At 71.2% G+C, this 17,721-nt stretch carries 18 protein-coding genes; 4 read left to right on the top strand and 14 right to left on the bottom strand.

Translation table 11 applies throughout. The annotated features are described in order from the left end of the window. Positions 1–111 precede the first annotated feature (111 nt). From LZ604_RS05735 to LZ604_RS05800, 14 genes are all read right to left on the bottom strand, one after another. Positions 112–687: a dihydrofolate reductase family protein gene (locus tag LZ604_RS05735; RefSeq protein WP_234513119.1), complete on the bottom strand. Its 576-nt coding sequence runs from the start codon at positions 685–687 to the stop codon at positions 112–114. 102 nt (positions 688–789) lie between these two features. Further along, complete coding sequence (locus tag LZ604_RS05740; RefSeq protein WP_234513122.1) at positions 790–1,434, bottom strand: OmpA family protein; 645 nt, start codon at positions 1,432–1,434, stop codon at positions 790–792. A gap of 7 nt (positions 1,435–1,441) precedes the next feature. Continuing rightward, entirely contained in the window at positions 1,442–2,032 is a 591-nt protein-coding gene (locus tag LZ604_RS05745; RefSeq protein ID WP_234513124.1) for a hypothetical protein, read from the bottom strand. Between the two features lie 15 nt (positions 2,033–2,047). Further along, on the bottom strand, positions 2,048–2,656 hold the full coding sequence (locus LZ604_RS05750; RefSeq protein ID WP_267971036.1) for a pilus assembly protein TadG-related protein: 609 nt from the start codon (positions 2,654–2,656) through the stop codon (positions 2,048–2,050). Then, entirely contained in the window at positions 2,653–2,823 is a 171-nt protein-coding gene (locus tag LZ604_RS05755; protein ID WP_372482102.1) for a hypothetical protein, read from the bottom strand. Before LZ604_RS05755 ends, LZ604_RS05750 begins: the two co-directional genes overlap by 4 nt. 153 nt (positions 2,824–2,976) lie before the next feature. Further along, the gene (locus LZ604_RS05760) at positions 2,977–3,708 is read right to left on the bottom strand and encodes a response regulator (RefSeq protein WP_234513127.1); all 732 of its coding nucleotides are present in this window, start codon (positions 3,706–3,708) and stop codon (positions 2,977–2,979) included. Further along, positions 3,701–5,005, bottom strand: a complete 1,305-nt coding sequence (locus LZ604_RS05765) for a sensor histidine kinase (RefSeq protein ID WP_234513128.1) — start codon at positions 5,003–5,005, stop codon at positions 3,701–3,703. The genes LZ604_RS05760 and LZ604_RS05765 overlap by 8 nt, the downstream gene beginning before the upstream one ends. Continuing rightward, complete coding sequence (locus LZ604_RS05770; protein ID WP_234513129.1) at positions 5,002–5,910, bottom strand: DUF5936 domain-containing protein; 909 nt, start codon at positions 5,908–5,910, stop codon at positions 5,002–5,004. Before LZ604_RS05770 ends, LZ604_RS05765 begins: the two co-directional genes overlap by 4 nt. Positions 5,911–5,923: 13 nt before the next feature. Further along, positions 5,924–6,871: a type II secretion system F family protein gene (locus tag LZ604_RS05775; protein WP_234513130.1), complete on the bottom strand. Its 948-nt coding sequence runs from the start codon at positions 6,869–6,871 to the stop codon at positions 5,924–5,926. A gap of 25 nt (positions 6,872–6,896) precedes the next feature. Next, positions 6,897–8,237, bottom strand: a complete 1,341-nt coding sequence (locus tag LZ604_RS05780) for a TadA family conjugal transfer-associated ATPase (protein ID WP_234513131.1) — start codon at positions 8,235–8,237, stop codon at positions 6,897–6,899. A 17-nt stretch (positions 8,238–8,254) separates the two neighbouring features. Continuing rightward, positions 8,255–8,581, bottom strand: a complete 327-nt coding sequence (locus LZ604_RS05785) for a TadE/TadG family type IV pilus assembly protein (protein ID WP_234513519.1) — start codon at positions 8,579–8,581, stop codon at positions 8,255–8,257. Positions 8,582–8,652: 71 nt separating this feature from the next. Next, positions 8,653–10,266 carry a CpaE/TadZ family protein gene (locus LZ604_RS05790; protein WP_234513132.1) on the bottom strand — a complete coding sequence of 538 codons (1,614 nt, stop codon included), beginning with the start codon at positions 10,264–10,266 and terminating at the stop codon, positions 8,653–8,655. Between the two features lie 135 nt (positions 10,267–10,401). Further along, the gene (gene cpaB / locus LZ604_RS05795) at positions 10,402–11,115 is read right to left on the bottom strand and encodes a Flp pilus assembly protein CpaB (RefSeq protein ID WP_234513134.1); all 714 of its coding nucleotides are present in this window, start codon (positions 11,113–11,115) and stop codon (positions 10,402–10,404) included. Positions 11,116–11,208: 93 nt separating this feature from the next. Next, positions 11,209–12,066: a hypothetical protein gene (locus LZ604_RS05800; protein WP_234513135.1), complete on the bottom strand. Its 858-nt coding sequence runs from the start codon at positions 12,064–12,066 to the stop codon at positions 11,209–11,211. Positions 12,067–12,401: 335 nt separating this feature from the next. Here LZ604_RS05800 and LZ604_RS05805 point away from each other — a divergent pair, with 335 nt between their 5' ends. The 4 genes from LZ604_RS05805 (at position 12,402) to LZ604_RS05820 (ending at position 17,718) form a co-directional block, all read left to right on the top strand. Beyond that, a complete protein-coding gene (locus tag LZ604_RS05805) occupies positions 12,402–14,084 on the top strand; it encodes a chitinase (protein WP_234513520.1) in 1,683 nt (560 codons plus the stop codon). A 193-nt stretch (positions 14,085–14,277) separates the two neighbouring features. Beyond that, on the top strand, positions 14,278–14,793 hold the full coding sequence (locus tag LZ604_RS05810) for a SigE family RNA polymerase sigma factor (protein WP_234513136.1): 516 nt from the start codon (positions 14,278–14,280) through the stop codon (positions 14,791–14,793). A 100-nt stretch (positions 14,794–14,893) separates the two neighbouring features. Then, positions 14,894–16,153 carry a hypothetical protein gene (locus tag LZ604_RS05815; protein WP_234513137.1) on the top strand — a complete coding sequence of 420 codons (1,260 nt, stop codon included), beginning with the start codon at positions 14,894–14,896 and terminating at the stop codon, positions 16,151–16,153. A gap of 212 nt (positions 16,154–16,365) precedes the next feature. Beyond that, on the top strand, positions 16,366–17,718 hold the full coding sequence (locus LZ604_RS05820) for a M14 family metallopeptidase (RefSeq protein ID WP_234513138.1): 1,353 nt from the start codon (positions 16,366–16,368) through the stop codon (positions 17,716–17,718). Positions 17,719–17,721 lie beyond the last annotated feature (3 nt).

The raw sequence follows: 17,721 nt of genomic DNA on the forward strand, positions 1-17,721 counted from the left end.
CCCTGATCCGTGACCGACGGTGCTACCAAGTGACACCTCCCGTCACTGCGCCGGCTTGATTTCGGCATTGGGAAGCCTTCCTATCGAGCGGGCTACGCCGGGACAACGGATTTACCCGTCGGTCACGTGCGGACGCACGTAGTGCAGCAGCACGACACCGTTGCCGAACCTGCGGGAGTCGACGAGACGCAGGGCGGTCAGCTCGTCGGACTCGGCGAAGAGGCGCTGCCCGCGGCCGACGAGGATCGGATGGACGTACACCCGGAACTCGTCCACGAGGTCGTGCCGCAGGAACTCGGCGGCCAGGGCGGCGCCGCCGAGCGCGAGGTCGCCGCCCTCCTGGGCCTTGAGCGCGAGGATGTCCTCGACGACGACGTCCTTGACGATGGTGGTGTGCCAGTCGGCGTGCCGGAGGGTCCGGGAGAACACGATCTTCGGCATGTTGCGCCAGATCCGGGCGTACTCGACGACCGGCCCCGAGCGGTGCGGGTCGGCGTCCGCGGTGGGCCAGAAGTCGGCCATGAGCTGGTAGGTGACCCGCCCGTTGAGGAAGGCGCCCATCTCCTTCAGCACGTCGTTGAAGTGCTGGTGCAGCTCGTCGTCGACCAGGTGCCAGTCGATCTCACGGTTCGGGCCCTCGATGAAGCCGTCCAGGGACATGGACATCATCAGGACGATCTTTCTCATGGCAGCTCCCGGTTACGACGCCGACCATCCGGACTGCACGAGCATCGCGCAGCGGCGCCGCGCGGAGCGGGAGGCGGCTCCGGGTGATTCGCACCCGGGGACTCAGCCTCCCGCGGTGCCCGACGTGCCGGAGGACGACTCCCCCCTGGGGAACGAAACCTCCACGCGGCGGTTCTTGCGGCGGCCCTCCTCCGAGGAGTTGTCGGCGATCGGGTAGTCCTCGCTGTAGCCGCGCACCTCGAAGGTGACGGTCCCGCCGAGACGCGCGGCCAGCCGGTCGTGGACCGCCTCCGCGCGCTTCTTGGAGAGGACCAGGCCGTGGGCGTACGAGCCCAGGTTGTCGGTGAAGCCGAAGACGCGGACGTTGGTGGCGCTCTGCTTCTTGATCTCGTCCGCGATGGCGTCGATACGGGCGCTGGCCTCCGGGTTCAGCTTGTCGCTGTCCTTGGGGAACAGCACCTCCGCCTGCAGCGCGAACGTGACGTTCTCGTTGGTGTCCTCACGCCGCTCCTCACCGCCGAGGTCCTCCACGACCGACTTGATGTCCAGCACCTTGGCCGGCGCGAGGGTCGCCCCGTCGGCGAGCTTCAGCCCCGGGCTGGTGGGGTCGACGGACGGTGGCGGTGAGGTGGTGACGGTATCGGGTGGCGCGCTGGGACCGTCATCGGCGGCCGCCGGGGGGCCGCCGCCGAGGCCGAGCACGGTGAGAAGGGAGAGCGCGGTGACGGCACGGAGGGGGAGGGGCATGGCCGGTTCACCCCTGGGAGAGTTCGATGGAGGCGGGGGGCATGGCGCCGACCTGGAAGTCGACGGTGTCGGTGCCTTCGGGTGGGGCGGGGAATTGGGCGAACCATTGCGCGGTCGCACCTTCCCTGACTCCGCCGGTGAACTGCGTGCAGAGGCAGCGTCCCGAGGTGTCACGGAGGATCAGGTACTTCTTCTTGCCCTTCTGGTCGATCAGGCTGGCCCCGGCGATGGAGCCACCGTTCCTGGCCAACTCCCGCTCGTCGCCGCGCCAGTCGGCCGCGACCCACAGGGTGCCCGTGTTGTTCGTGACCGTCCCTTCCACGGTCACGAAGCCCCCGCTGTCACGCTTGGCGGAGGTCACCGTCAGCGCCAGCCCGTTCTCTCCCTTGACCTCGGCCAGCGCCGCGTCCGACTGGGGCGCCTGGGACTGCTTCTGCCCGCCGTCCCCGGTCCGGGCGGGAGCCGACGACGTCGCGGGTCCCTTGCCCGACTTCCCGTCACTTCCCGCGCCACAACCGGCCACCGTGAGGAGCAGCCCGGCCGCGATCGCGAGTGCGCTCAGCGCCCTGCGGCCCTTCATGGTGTGCCGAAAGTCCATCGGTACGGCTTCCTTTCACTCAGCCAGATGCACAGAGAACAGCACGGACGCGTCAGGAAGGTCGTCCGGTAGGAAATGTTCGGGGTCGATGTCGACGGGCCGGCCGTCGCAGACGAGGTGTACGGACTTCTTCGGATCCGCGTCAGAGGGAAGGGTGCAGCGCGGTTGAATCACCGCGACGGCTTCGGCCCTCGCGTGCCGGGCCTGCGTGCCCGGAATGATGGACTTCCCCACCGTGTAGCGCGTCTGGATCGTCACCCGGTATCCGGGGAAGCCGTTCACGGTGGTGGCTACGGCGCCGCCCTGGACGGTCGAGTCGTTGTCAGCCGCCAGCCGATCGGCCGCAGCGCTCGCTCCCGCGCCTTTGAGGCCCTCACCCCGAAGCCACTTCAGCCAGTCGCCGTCCTGGCCGACGGCGTTCTGAAGACCGGTCATCAGCTCGTCGCGGGAGTCCTGTGCGGCCGCCAACGCAGCAGCGTCCGCCGCGGACTGAGCTCCATTGCGGGCGGACGCTGCTTGGGCGAAGACGAAGAAAGCGATCGCGGCGAACAGCAGGATCCCCGTCAGCCAGATGTAGAGGGGAAGTGTCTGTCCGCGGTCTGCGAGTGGGCGCGGAGGGGTCAGCCGCCGATGACGTTGGTCACCGCACGCATGATCGCGCCCGAGATCGCACCGTCGAGTCCGAGACCGTCGATCATCGTGAAGATCCCGGCAATGATGATCATCAGCCCGGCATACTCCACGAACCCGGCCCCCGCGTCCCGCCCGGCCCCCCGCATCCGGGACACCACGGTCCGCCTCCACGTGCCGACCCTGTGCCTGGTCCTCGTCATCACGGCCCCTGCCCTCCCGCCCGATGCGGCTACGACCAACCCACGCACCGTACGTGAAAGCGCCCTCACCGGGAGTGGGCCCAGGGGCCCAACTTCCGTACCGGTGCGGCGTCATCGGCTCCACCCCTCCCGGGCCGTCCCCAGCCAGTGGGCGATCGCTTCGCTGCGCGAGGAACTATGCAGCTTTGCGAAGATACGATTGATGTGATTCTTGACCGTCTTCTCACTGATGAAGCAGGCGGCGGCGATCTGCCGGTTGTTCATCCCGGCCGCGATGAGATCCATGACCTCCACCTCCCTGGAACTCAGGCCGAAGTCCAGCCATCCCGCGGCACGGCGCCGCAGGCCCCCCGCACGGGTGGGCCGAGCCTTCGACGAATGTGTCATAACCGGTTGCAGGTGCGAAGTAGTTCGCTTCGGTTCGTAGGAAAGTCCGAGCGAAGACGAGACAGGGCGGCGCCCCTCCCGCACGGTCCGCACCGCGGCGACCAGTTCGGCCGCCGTGAACTCGCCGTGCACCAGATAGCCGGAGGCCCCGCGGCGGAGTGCCTCCGCCGCGACCTCGGGTTCTCCGCTGTACGTCAGCATCATCACGGTGGCCGTGCGGGCCAGCCGGGGCAGCGCGGTCAGGCCGTCCGTGCCGGGCATGCGCAGGTCGAGGAGGACGACGTCCGGGCGGTGCGAGGCGGCGCGGGCGAGGGCCTGCTCGCCGTCGGCCGCCTCCGCGACCACCTCGATGTCGCCGTGGACGGACAGCAGGGCGGTCAGGCCCGCCCGTACGACCGGGTTGTCGTCGGCCACCAGGACGCGCAGCGGCGGGCCGGGAAGTGCCTGGTCAGGCATGGGCGGCCTCCTCTTGGGGGCGGTGGGGAGCGGGGACGGGGACGGGGACGTGCAGATGGATCTCGGCGCCGCCCAGCGGTGAGCGGCCCAGGCGGAGGCGGCCGCGCAGGGACGCGGCGCGTTCCGTCATGCCCAGCAGACCGAAGTGGCCGGTTTCCGCCAGATGCCCGGGTACGGCGGTCGAGGGCAGACCGACACCGTCGTCCCCGATCCGCAGGTCGAACGTCTCGGCCCCGGCGGCGTCGAGTTCGATGCGTACTCGGGTGGCGCGGGCGTGGCGGTGGGTGTTCTCCAGCGCCTCGGAGACGATGGACAGGACGTCGTGGGCCGTCGCGTACGGCAGCAGCAGCGGGGTGCCCGGCAGGCTCAGCTCTGCTTCGGCTCCGTCACGGGCGGCGAACTCCCTCGCACGTCGCGCCACTTCGCCGGCCAGGTCCAGGCGGGCCGTCGTGAGGTCCCTGCGGCGGCGCAGGTCCGACAGCAGGTCGCGGGATTGCGTCGCGGCCCGCCGTGCCGCGTCGGCCACCAGGGCGGCCTGGCGCTTGAGCGTCGCGGGGTCGCGGTGCTCGGCGGAGGCGGCGAGTGCCTCCGCGGCCAGGGCGAGGCCGTGCAGGGTCTTCGCCACCGAGTCGTGCATCTCCCGGGCCAGTCGCGCGCGTTCGGACTCCACGGCCTCCGCCGCCGCGAGGCGGGCGTTCGCCTCGGACAGTGCCTCGCCGGCGGCGCCGAAGCGGAACGTCAGATTGCGCAGGGTCACCCCGATGATGCCCGCGGCGACGCAGAACCCGGCGATGAGGACGGTGCTGGCACCGGCGCCCGGACGGTTTTCCCAGGCGCGGAACACGGCCAGCACCACGGCCAGTTGCAGTCCGGTGAGAACGCCGGCGCCGCGCCAGCCGTAGAGCAGTCCGGACAGCAGGGGCGTGCAGACGGTGGCGTAGGCGAGCGGGGAGGCGGGGGACGCGGTCAGCAGGAGGGTGGCGACGAACAGCAGGTCGAGCGCCATCAGCGCCGGATGGGCGAGCAGGCGCGGGCCGACGCGCTCCCAGTCGCGCAGCAGGGCGTACGACGTCATCACGCCGAGGACGGCGGCCACGAGCACGGCGTGGCGGGGAGCGCCGGAGGGGGTGTTGGCCAGGGCGAACGGAGCGCCGATGACGACCATGGCGAGGCGTACGGCCACGGTCTGACGGCACAGGGCCTGCAGTGCGCTCAACTGGAGGCGGACGCTGGCGGGCGGCGGCGCGTCGTCCTCCAGGTACCCGGGGGTGAGGTGACCGGTCCGGCTGCTCATCATCGGCCCAGGATCGATCCGAAGTTCGCCCCCGAGCCCAGGAACATGCCCGTGGCGATGAGGATCATCGTCGCCGGGAGCATGAAGACCAGGGTGACCAGCGTGGCCTTGGGAATCGTCTTGGCCGCGCGGCGGCGGGCGTTCTGGGCGTCCGTGCGCCGCATGTCGGTGGCCAGCTGAATCAGTGTCTCCGCGATCGGGGAGCCCAGTTCCTCGCCCTGTTGCAGGGCGGAGACGAACTGGGCGACCTGCTCGGAGGAGTTGCGGCGACGCAGTTCGTCGAAGGCCTGGCGGCGGCTGACGCCCATGTCCATCTGGCGCAGGGTGATGCGCAGTTCGTCCGCCCAGGGCCCCTCGTACTTCTCCGCGACCCGGTCCAGTGCCTGACGGAAGCCGAGGCCGGCCGAGACGACGACCGCGAGGACGTCCAGGAAGTCCGGCAGCGTGCGGTCGATGACGTCCTTGCGTTCGCGGATGGCCTGCCAGATCAGGGCGTCGGCGGCGAACAGGCCGAAGGCGAAGGTGAGCGCCGCGAACAGCAGTTGTCCGTTGGAGAGGAACATCAGGCCCACGACCAGGCCGAAGACTCCGTACACCGCCCGGCGTGCGGCGTACCGCTGAAGGGTGAGACCGCCCGGGTTGCCGGCCATGTCGATTCGGCGGCGTTTGGCGTCGACACGGCGCGGGCCCATGAGGCGCAGCACGAGTGGGGCGAAGCGCATGCCGATGCGGTCGACCGCGGAGCCCGCCTTGGAGACACGGGTGGCGCCCACCTCCAGCGCGAGCGTCAGGTCGCTCGGCAGCTTCGCGTCCGCGCGGATCATACGGATGCCGAGGAGCATCCCGGTGACGGAGACGGCGGTCAGCAGGGCGAGGAGCAGGGGCAGTATCCCGGTCGTTGCGGTCATCTCGGGGCCCTCCTCACACTTCGATCTTGCCGAGGCGGCGGATGACGAAGAAGCCGACCGTGTACAGGCCGACCGCCAGCAGGACCAGGCCCTGGCCGAGCGCGGAGCCGGTGACCCGGGCGAGGGCGCCCTCGTTCGACGAGTTGACCAGGACCAGGGAGCCGAGCCCCAGCAGCGGGACCGTGAAGGCCGTCGCGTTCACCTCGGAGAGCATGGTGCGGACCTCGCGCCGGGTCTCCTTGCGGTCCTCCAGGGTCTGGGTGAGGTTGCGCAGCGAGTTGACGACCGAGCCGCCCGCCTTGTTGGCCAGGACGAGCGTGGTGACCAGGACGACCAGTTCGCGGGAGGGCAGGCGTTCGGCGAGTTCGCCGAGGGTGTCGTCGATCGAGCGGCCGAGCATCAGCTGGTCGGCGACGCGGGCCAGTTCCTCGCCCGCCGGGGCCTCCAGTTCCTCCGCCGCCATGGCGAGCGCGGTGCGCAGGGCGAGGCCGGCCGCCGTGGCGTTGGCCAGCAGACGGGCCACGTCCGGGAGCTGGTTGATGAAGGCCTCGATGCGTTTCTGCCGCTGCCAGTTGAGGAAGATGGCCGCGCTCCAGACGCCGGCCAGCGCGGCGAGCGGGCCGAAGAAGGGGGCCAGCGTCGAGGCCGCGATCAGCCACAGCGCGACGACGACGGCGGTGACGTAGGTGAAGAACTCCCCCGGCGTCAGATCGAGTCCCGTGGCCGACAGGCGCAGCTGGAGGGTGCGGCCCAGGCGGGTGCGGCGCAGCCGCCGGTCGACGGCGGTGAAGCGCCGGACGCGGCCGGAGGCGGTGCGCACCGGGCCCGCCGGGTCGCCGGTGAGCCGCTCGACGAGCGCCTGCCGCTGGGCCCGGCCGGAGGCGTACAGGTGGAGGCCCGCGACGGCGAGCGTGCCGGTGAGGACGGTCGCGCCGAGGGCGAGGAGGGCGGGGTCGTTCATGGCGCGCTCCTGACGTGAGCGGGGGTCATCCGATGGCCTGCCGTGTGTTGCGTACGTCGATGGCCTCCGCGACGCCGAAGGCGGGCGGGAGCGGTTCGTTGGCGACGTACAGCTTCTCCGCGACCGGCCGGGGCAGCGGGAGGTGCTCGAAGCGGCCGCGGACGATCCGGTCGGCTCCGAGGGGCTGGGGGACGAAACGGGAAACGGTGGTGACGCGGAACTGCTCCCGGCCGTGTGACACGACGAGCGCGATCTCGACGACCTTGCGGGAGCCGTCGGCGTACCGCGCGAGCTGAACGACCACGTCCACCGCCGAGTTGATCTGGTCCTTGAGCGCCTCGAACGGGATCAGCACCTCGGACATCGAGCCCAGGGTCTGCAGCCGCATCAGGGCGTCCTCGGCGGAGTTGGCGTGGACGGTCGCGAGCGAGCCGTCGTGTCCCGTCGACATCGCCTGGAGCATGTCCAGGGTCTCGCCGCCGCGGACCTCACCGACGATGATCCGGTCGGGACGCATCCGGAGGCTGTTGCGGACCAGGTCGCGAATGGTGATCTGGCCCTTGCCCTCGACGTTCGGCGGGCGCGACTCCAGGCGGATCACATGCTCCTGCTGGAGCTGGAGTTCGGCGGAGTCCTCGATGGTGATGATGCGCTCCTGTGCGGGGATGAGCCCCGACAGGGCGTTGAGCAGGGTCGTCTTCCCGGTGCCCGTGCCGCCGCTGACGATGAGGTTGAACCGGGCCCGGACGAACGCGGCGAGCAGCATCAGCATCTGCTCGTCGAGGGAGCCGAGGCCGATGAGTTCGGGGAGGGTGTAGGCGCGCGGGAAGCGGCGGATGGTGAGGGTGGGACCGGTCAGGGCGAGCGGCGGGATGATGACGTTGACGCGTTCGCCGGTGGGCAGGCGGGCGTCGACCATCGGGTTGGACTCGTCGACACGCCGGTTGACCGTGGAGACGATCCGTTCGATCGTCTGCATCAGCTGCTCGGTGGAGGCGAAGCGCAGTGGGAGCTGTTCGACGCGGCCCGCCCGCTCCACGAAGATGGAGTCCGGGCCGTTGACCATGATCTCGGTGATGGACGCGTCGGCGAGGAGCGGTTCCAGGACGCCGAGGCCGAGGGCCTCGTCGACGACCCGGCGGATCAGCTGGGAACGCTCGGCGGAGGAGAGGACCGGTCCTTCCCGGCTGATGATGTGGCCCAGGACCCGCTCCAGGCGGACCCTGCGTTCGGCGGCCGCGAGGCCGGACATCTCGGCGAGGTCGATCTCCTCCAGGAGCTTGGCGCGGTAGACGGCGACGAGTTGTCCGTCCTCGCGGGCGGCTCCGCCGTCGTCGGGGGCGGCGATACGGGAGCGCAGGCTCATGCCGGTCGTCAGCTCCTCTACGGGGTGGCGGGGTCGGGGTCGTTGGGCATGGTGGCGCGGCGGGTCACGGGCCAGGCGCCGAAGAGGGGGATGACGGAGGGGACGCGGACGGTGACGGTGGCGGTGGTGGTGCCGGCGCCTCGTGGCGCGTCGACCCTCGGGTCCAGCCAGCCGCTGACGGCCGCCGCGCCCGCCGCGGCCCCGTCCCCGTTGCGGGAGGCGACGCGGGCGGCGGCGCGGGCGCCGGTGCCGGCCTGGTTGATGCCGTAGCCGATGAGGCCGAGCTGGATGGCCGCCATGCCGATGATCAGGAGGATGGGCAGGAAGCCGGCGAACTCGAGCATGGAGACGCCGCGGTCGTCGAAGCGGCGGGTGCGCCGTTCCCCGGGGGCCGCCGTACGGCGGAGAAGAGCCCTCACCGGCCGTTCCCCTCCACCGCCGCGCCCGCGCTTCCCTCCACCTGCCAGCCGGGGTCGACGCCCGGGAAGAACAGCGGGACGTTCACCCGTACGGTCGCCTTCATCACCGGGCCGTCCGGGTTGCAGCGGATCGTCGCGCCGCTCCAGGCTCCCGGCAGATGCGCGGCCCCCGCCGACTGGCAGGCCCCCGCCGAGTCGCCCTGCACGGCCGCCGCCGCCGTGGCCGCCCGTGCCGCCTCGTCGGCCGCGTTGCCCGCCAGCGAGTACGTGTAGCCGTACAGGACGCACTCCCACAGCAGCGCCATCACGACCAGCAGCAGCGGGAACATCCCGGCGAACTCCAGGGTGACCGCACCCCGGTCCCCGCCCTTGCGCCACAGGGTCAGGGCGCCCCGGTCCGGCGGTGCCTTCCGCCGCCGTCCGACCCCGCCCTCCGGTGGCGCGACCAGGCCCAGTTCGGCCGCCAGCGCCCACAGCGCCTGCTTCACCGTGGAGCGGGCGTCGAGGTCCTGGAGGCGACCGGCGTCCACGACCGACTGGAGTTCCTTGAAGGACGCCGGGACCACGGTGCGGGCCACCCTGGTGCCGGTGATGCGTTCGACGAGGGCCGGCTGGATCTCCGTACCGCGCGAGTGGCGGTTGACGACCGTGAGCGTCTCCTCCGCCTTGCGGATCTGGAGGCGGTCCCACAGGCGCACCATCCGCTTGGCGGCGCGGACCGCCACCACGTCCGGGGTGACGAGCAGCAGCGCCTGGTCGGCGACCTCGACGGCCGCGGCGGTGGCGGAGTTCATCTGGGCGCCGCAGTCGACGATCACCACGTCGTGGCGGGAGCGCAGCGCGCCGATGACCTGGCGGGCCACCCGGTCGGTGACCTCCTCGCCGCGTTCGCCCTCGGCGGGTGCGAGCAGGAGACCGACACCGCTGTCGTGGGTGTAGACGGCGTCCTGCAGGACGCGGGGGTTGATGTCCGTGATCGCCGCGAGGTCGGCGACCGAGCGCCGGAACTGCACGTCCAGGTAGGAGGCGACATCACCGGACTGGAGGTCGAGGTCGACCAGGGCGACCGTACGGCCCGACGCCCGTGCCGCCAGCGCCAGCTGCACGGCCGTGACCGTCGCGCCGACCCCGCCCTTCGCGCCGGTGACCGTGACCACGGTCCCGCCGGGCCCGCTGTACAGCTCGGGGGTGGTGCTGCCCAGGTGGCGCCGCATCCCGGCGGACCAGGCGGCGGCGGCCTGGACGCGTTCGGCCAGGGCGTCGTAACCGAGCGGGAGGGTGACGATGCCGCGGGCGCCGGAGTCCATCGCCGCGGTGAGCACGCCCGTGCTCGTGTCGGCGGTGATGAGGACGACCCCGACCGCCGGGAACCGCATGACCAGGTCGCGGATCAGGTCGAGTGCGGGGAGCGGTCCGATGCGCTCGTGGACGAGGACGACCTCGGGCAGTTCCTCGAGGGACTCGCCGGCCAGCCGCGCCAGGGTGTCGAGCAGGGCGGTGGAGTCATGCACCGGCGGGGCGGGCTCGGCGTCGGGGAGCCGGCCGAGCAGGGGGGTGAGCGCGCGGACCGCGTCGAGGTCGCCGACGGCGGGGAGGATGCGGAGGGTCATCGGCGAGTCCTCCCGAGGAGGAGGCCGCGGGGGGCGGACCCGCCGGGGACGGGGCCGCGGGGGGCGGACCCGCCGGAGACGGGACCGCTGCGGACGGGGCCGCCGGGGACCGGGACGGACCTCATGCGTGGCCTCCTACCTGTCCTGGTCGAGGGTGTACGTGCGGTCGCCGGGCGTGAGCGTGGTCTGGGAGCCGCCCGCGACCAGGGCGAGCCGGACGTGTTCGGCGAACGACTCGGCGTACGCGACGCGTTGGGCGTCCGCGGTGTCGAGCGCGAAGGTGATGGGGACGGCCTCGGTGGCATTGCGGCGGCGCTCGTCGCTGGACTGGTCCGGGTCGAGGGCGGTGAGCTTGCCGACGTCGAGGACGCGGGCGTTGGTCACGATGACCCTGGACTCGTCCTTGCCCTTGTCGTTCTGGGCCTTGAAGGTGGCGTAGATGTTGACCCGCGAGCCGGGGTCGATCTTGCCCGCGACACCGGTGGACGCGTCGATCATGATCGCGATCTCCTGCTGACCGGCCAGCAGGGCGGGCCGGTCGACGATCATGTCGGTCTGCAGCAGCGACCCCTTCTCCAGCCGGGTCACGGCGATCTTGCCGCGGATCTGCGAGAGGCTGGTGACCGCGGTCGCGGACAGCCAGCGCCGGGGCATGGAGATCCGCTGGAACCGGTCGGCGGTCAGCTCCTGGTACGGCTGGATGTCGTCCTTGAGCCGGTACGCCGTGACCTCCGGCCCGACCTTCGAGTTCACGTCGCGGATCACCGACAGGACTCCGGCGAAGGCGCCGACGGCGGCGAGCGCCGAGAGAACCAGCAGGATGACGCCGCGGCGCTGGCGTGCGTTCACTACATCTCACCTCGAAGGGACGTGCCGAGCAGTCGGGCGGGCCCGCTTTCCGGCCGGGGACGGTCTGCGGTCATGCGGTGGTGCGTACGGGGCTCATGTGCCGCCCCGTGGCAGTGCGCGGGCGGCGGCCGGTTGCGGTTCGGGGGGCGGCGGCAGAGGCGCGGCGCAGAAGCCGCAGCGATCGCCGATGAGTTCGAGGCCGCACCAGTGGCACACCTCGCGCCGTACCGAGGAGACGAGCTGGTAGAGCACGGACACGTCGTGCAGGCCCGCGGCGAACTCCACGATCCGCTGGGTCCCCCACCAGGGCCCGGAGTGCTTCGGCAGGGGCACGGTCGTGACGCCCTGGACCCGCCAGGCGGGCGCGAGGTGGGCGGTGACCCAGTCCGAGGGCGGCTGCCCGGCGGCGACGACCATCCGGGTGCCGAACTCGGGGCCCGGTAACTCCTCCTGCCCGATGCGGACGAGTTGCGGCCGGGGATGGGCGAGTACGGCGAACTGGGCGTTGGGCGCCCAGGACTTGGCGTGGGTGGTGAGCGAGACGGGGACGCGGTCGAGCTTGGTGACCGAGCCGAGCAGGGCACCGGCGTAGATGTAGTGGGCGAGCAGCCGCACGGACGACGCCAGTACGCCCGGGCTGAAGTCGCAGACCGACAGCCGGCGTAACTGCTGGGCCAGCAGGGCGAGTCCGAGCGGGGGCAGATCGACGCCGAGCAGCGCGATGCGGTCGCTCTCCAGGATCGAGCGCACGGTGCGCAGCCGCTGGACGGCCGGGTCGTCACCGGAGGCGGCGTGCAGCGCGATGACGTACCCGTGCTGCTCGACGAGCGCGTGCAGGCCGTTCAGGGACTGCTCGAGCGTGGGCTGGGGCTGGACCGCGGCGGGCGGGGTCTGCCGGTCGAGCGGTGGGAGCACCAGGTCGGGACTGGTGACGGCTATCGCGGTCGGCACGGCTGCACACCACCCCGTTCACTGCGGCGGGTGGTCGACCACCGCCTCAGATGGCCCCTGTGAGGTCCTCTTGCATCGTCCTGCAACAGCACCATATCCACGGCGTGCCCGCCTCAACACCGAATCCGGAAGATCATCTCACCGAAGGTGCCAGCTTGATCGACACAGCGTAGGCGCATATGCCGCAACTTGCCCCGGCGATCGAGGCGTTGGCGGTGCCAGAGGTCTTGACAAGCCAATTGGTCTGGACCAAGTTTCTCGTCAGGCGGTGGCCACCGTTCCTCCCCGAACCCCCCTCTCCCCCATCGGAGGCCCAAGTGGACCGCGTACCAGGCATGCTCCGCCGCAGACGGACCCTGGCCGCGACCGCCGTCGCCGCGCTCGCCCTCACCTTCCTGGGCACCGGGCACGCGGCTGCGGCGGACGTGAACAACGCCAGGAACGCCGGCTTCGAGTCCGGCCTCGCCGACTGGACCTGTTCGGCCGGCAGCGGTACGACGGTGCCGTCCCCGGCCCACGGCGGGGCGGCCGCACTGAAGGCGACCCCGGCGGGCCAGGACAACGCGCGCTGCACCCAGACGGTGGCGGTCAAGCCCAACTCGACGTACACGCTGGGCGCGTGGGTGCAAGGCGGTTACACCTACCTGGGCGCGACGGGCACGGGCACGACGGACGTGTCGACATGGACGCCGGACTCGCCGGGCTGGAAGCAGCTGTCGACGACCTTCACCACCGGTGCCTCGACGACCTCGGTGACCGTGTACCTGCACGGCTGGTACGGCCAGGCGGCCTACTACGCGGACGACGTGTCGGTGTACGGCCCGGACGGGGGCGGCGGAGGTGACCCGTCCCCGACCGTGCCCGCGGCCCCCACCGGTCTCACGGTCTCCTCCACCACGTCCTCGTCGGCCTCCCTGTCCTGGAACGCGGTGTCGGGCGCGACGGGTTACAACGTCTACCAGGGCGGCATGAAGGTGTCCGGCGTGACCGGCGCCTCGGCCACGGTGACGGGCCTGTCCCCGTCGACGTCGTATTCCTTCCAGGTGACGGCGACGAACGCGGCGGGCGAGTCGCCGAAGTCGGCGCCGGTGACGGCCACGACGGCCCCCTCGTCCGGCGGCGGAACCGGGGGGCTGCCGAAGCACGCGGTGACGGGCTACTGGCAGAACTTCGACAACGGCGCCACGGTGCAGAGGCTCTCGGACGTGCCGTCGCAGTACGACATCATCGCGGTGGCGTTCGCCGACGCGACGAGCACGCCGGGCGCGGTGTCCTTCAACCTGGACTCCTCCGGCCTCGGCGGCTACACGGTGGACCGGTTCAAGGCGGACATCGCCGCCAAGCACGCGGCCGGCAAGAAGGTGGTCATCTCGGTCGGCGGGCAGAACGGCACGGTCTCGGTGAGCGACGCGACCTCGGCGGCGAACTTCGCGAACTCGGTCTACTCGCTGATGCAGACCTACGGCTTCGACGGCGTGGACATCGATCTGGAGAACGGCATCAACGCGACGTACATGACGCAGGCGCTGCGCTCGCTGTCGGCGAAGGCGGGCTCGTCGCTGATCATCACCATGGCCCCGCAGACGATCGACATGCAGTCGACGTCGTACGGCTACTTCCAGACCGCGCTGAACATCAAGGACATCCTCACGGTCGTCAACACCCAGTACTACAACAGCGGTTCCATGCTGGGCTGCGACGGCAAGGTCTACAGCCAGGGCTCGGTGGACTTCCTGACGGCCCTGGCCTGCATCCAGCTCCAGGGCGGCCTGTCCCCGTCCCAGGTGGGCCTGGGCGTCCCCGCCTCGGCGAGCGGGGCGGGCAGCGGTTACGTCTCCCCGACGGTGGTGAACAACGCCCTCGACTGTCTGGCGAAGGGCACCGGCTGCGGCTCCTTCAAGCCCTCGAAGACCTACCCGGATCTGCGGGGCGCGATGACCTGGTCGACGAACTGGGACGCGGCGTCGGGCAACGCCTGGTCGAACACGGTGGGCCCGCACGTACACGCGCTGCCCTGACCCCCGGTGCGCACCGCACCCCGGACGCCCGGCCCTTCGAGGGCCGGGCGTCCGCCCTGTCCTCCGGGGCCACCCCCGGAGGCGGCCTCCTCTCGGGCCCGTTGAAACATTTCCGTGGTGCCACCGCATCAATGAGGTGAGGGCCGTACGGGACGGCCGGCAGCACCACACGACACGGCACGACGGGGGACGCATGAGACAGAGCCGCAGCGACGGGTACCCGGAGTTCGCGGCGGCGCGGGCCGGGCATCTGTACCGGTCCGCCTGTCTGCTCACCGGCGGCGACACCCATCTCGCCGAGGACCTGGTCCAGGAGACCCTGGGCCGGGTGTACCTCCGCTGGGGACGCGTCTCCCGCGCCGACAACCCCGCCGGATACGCCCAGACCGTTCTCACCCGCACCTTCCTCGCGCATCAGCGGCGCCACAGCAGCCGTAGGGAACGCGCCACCGATGTGCTCCCCGAGGTGCCCGATCCGGGCACGGCCGGGGACGCACCGCTGCGGCTCACCCTTGTCGACGCGCTCGGACGGCTGTCCGCCAAGGACCGCGCCGTGGTCGTCCTGCGCTACTGGGAGGACCGCAGCATCGAGGAGACCGCGGCAGTCATGAACACCAGTTCGGCAGCCGTCCGCACCCGCTGCGTCCGGGCCCTCGCCCGGCTGCGCACCCTGCTCGGCGGCGCCCTCAGCGAGTACGCGACGCCCTGACCCGCCGGAGACACCGGGATTCCGCGACTCCGGCTCCGGGATCCACTCCGTCCGACCGGCCGACGACCACCATCCCACCCGCAGAAACGGCGGTTTTGCCATGCCCGTTGAAGAGCACGACCCCTTCGAGGACCAGTTCGCCTCGGCCCTGCGCCAGGCCGGCGGCACCTTCGAGAGCCACCGGCTCGACCTGGCCGCCCGCGGCGAAACACGCGGCCGGAAGATCCGCCGGCGCCGGGCCGCCATCGCGGGCGGTGTGACCGGCGTGGCACTCGTCGGGCTGGGCGGGGCGCTCGTCCTGCCCGGAATCCAGACGGACGGCGGACGGCGGCACTCCGTGGCCGGCAGCCCGTCGGCCCCCCCGACCCCGGCCGCCTCGCCCACGCGGCCGTCCGCCATGTCCGCCGACGACGTCGTCCGCACCCTCGAAAGGCTGCTGCCCAAGGGGAAGTTCAGCGGCGAAGAGGGGCGCGGCACTGGCGAGCAGCTGCCGCCGTACGCACGGGTCGTCTACGACGACGGCAAGGGCAAGGCCGCCGTCGCCGTCATGGTGGATCGCGTTCGGCCCGGCGGCAGCCAGGCTCTGGAGACCACCGCGTGCCCCGACAAGGTGTTCGTCCCGTACGACGCCTGCACCTCGGGCAGGCTCGCCGACGGTTCGACGCTCATGATCCTCCAGGGATACGAGTACCCGGACCGCCGCGTCGACACGAAGCTGTGGAGCGCCGAGCTGGTCACGCCGAAGGGGCAGCACATCAGCGTCCAGGAGTGGAACGCCCCCGCCGAGAAGGGCGCGCCCGTCAGCCGCAGCCGGCCTCCGCTCTCCCCGGACCAGCTCAAAATGCTCGCCGGCGCGGCGGCGTGGCGGTCCGTCGCCGATGCCATCCCCGCCGATCCCCGCGTGCCGACGGCAGAGCCGAGCCGGTCGCAGGGCGTCCCCGGAGGCTCGGTGTCGGCCACGCTCGCCACCCTCCTGCCCAAGGGGGCAGAGGTCGTCAAGAAGGGCGTCGCGGACCCCGGGTTCGGATACGTCGTCATCGACGACGGCAAGGGCGCGAGCATGGTGCAGGTCAACGTCCAGGCGGACATGTCCGGTCTCGCGAACCAGCTCTTCGGCTCCGGTTCCAGGACCCTGCCCGACGGCACCAGGGTCGCCACACACCAGGGGCCCGGCGACAAGGGCGGCAGGGGAGTCGTCATGTGGACCGTCGACACCATGCGTCCCGACGGCCGCCGGGTGGTGATCAGCGCCTTCAACTCCGGGACCCAGCACACCCCCGCGACCCGTGAGGCCCCCGCGCTCACCCCGAAGCAGATGGAGACCATCGCCACCAGCGAGAGGTGGTTCTCGCGCGACTGATCCCGCGTCGACCGGCCTGGCCCCGGGGGCTGTTCGCCCCCGGGGCCCGAGCCGTGTTTCCCTCGGTTCCTCGACACGTACTTGAACTGTTCATGCCATTTGCGCACCATGAGCGCAACACCCGCACGTACGTCGCAGCGAACGAACCACCCCCCGCTCCACTCCACCCCACATCCGGAGACCCCGGAACCCTGGAGACACAAGGAGACTTCATGCGACTTCGCATCCGCGGATCGGGCACCCGTGGCGGCAGACGGACCGCCGCCCTCGCCACCCTTCTGGCACTCGCCCTCGCGGCACCCGTCGCGGCCACCACCAGCGCCACGGCCACCGGCGCCCGGCCGGACCGCTCCTCGTCCGACGACGTCCGCCAGTACGAGATCCATCAGGGCACGACTCCCCTGACCCGCACGGCCCTTCAGCGGACCGGCGTGACGGTCGACGAGGCGGACGAGGAGACGGTCGTCGTCTCGGGCCGCGCGGAACAGATCAAGAGGCTGCGGGCACTGGGCTATGACGTCACCCCGCTCGCGGCCGTCCCCGACCGCTCCGGCGGCGGGGGCGACGTACGGCTCTTCGACTTCCCCTCGGCGGACTCGAAGTACCACAACTACGCCGAGATGAACGCGGAGATCGACCAGCGGCTCGCGGCCTACCCGAACATCATGAGCAGACGGGTGATCGGCAAGTCGTACCAGGGCCGGGACATCGTCGCCATCAAGGTCAGCGACAACGTGGCGACCGACGAGAACGAGCCCGAGGTCCTGTTCACCTTCCACCAGCACGCGCGCGAGCATCTGACGGTCGAGATGGCGCTGTACCTGCTGCGCGAGCTGGGGGCGGGCTACGGCAGCGACCCCGGGATCACCGACATCGTGAACAGCCGGGAGATCTGGATCGTCCCCGACCTCAACCCGGACGGCGGCGAGTACGACATCGCGACCGGCTCGTACCGCTCGTGGCGCAAGAACCGCCAGCCCAACTCCGGTTCCTCGTACGTCGGTACCGATCTGAACCGCAACTGGAACTACAAGTGGGGCTGCTGCGGCGGCTCCTCCGGCTCGAAGTCGTCGGAGACGTACCGCGGGGCGTCCGCCGAGTCGGCGCCCGAGGTGAAGGTGGTCGCCGACTTCGTGCGCAGCCGGGTCGTCGGCGGGAAGCAGCAGATCAAGGCGGGCATCGACTTCCACACGTACAGCGAACTCGTGCTGTGGCCCTTCGGGTACACGTACTCGGACACGGCGCCGGGCATGACGGCGGACGATGCCGCCGCCTTCAAGGCCGTGGGGCGGAAGATGGCCGCGAGCAACGGCTACACGCCCGAGCAGTCGAGCGATCTCTACATCACCGACGGGTCGATCGACGACTATCTCTGGGGCACCCAGAAGATCTTCGACTACACCTTCGAGATGTATCCGACGTCCAGTTCGTCGGGCGGGTTCTACCCGCCCGACGAGGTCATCGAGCGGGAGACCTCACGCAACCGCGACGCGGTGCTGCAACTGCTCGAGAACGCGGACTGCATGTACCGCTCCATCGGCAAGGAGGCCCAGTACTGCAGCTGACGG

This window comes from Streptomyces glomeratus (assembly GCF_021462825.1).
GTDB lineage: Bacteria > Actinomycetota > Actinomycetes > Streptomycetales > Streptomycetaceae > Streptomyces > Streptomyces glomeratus.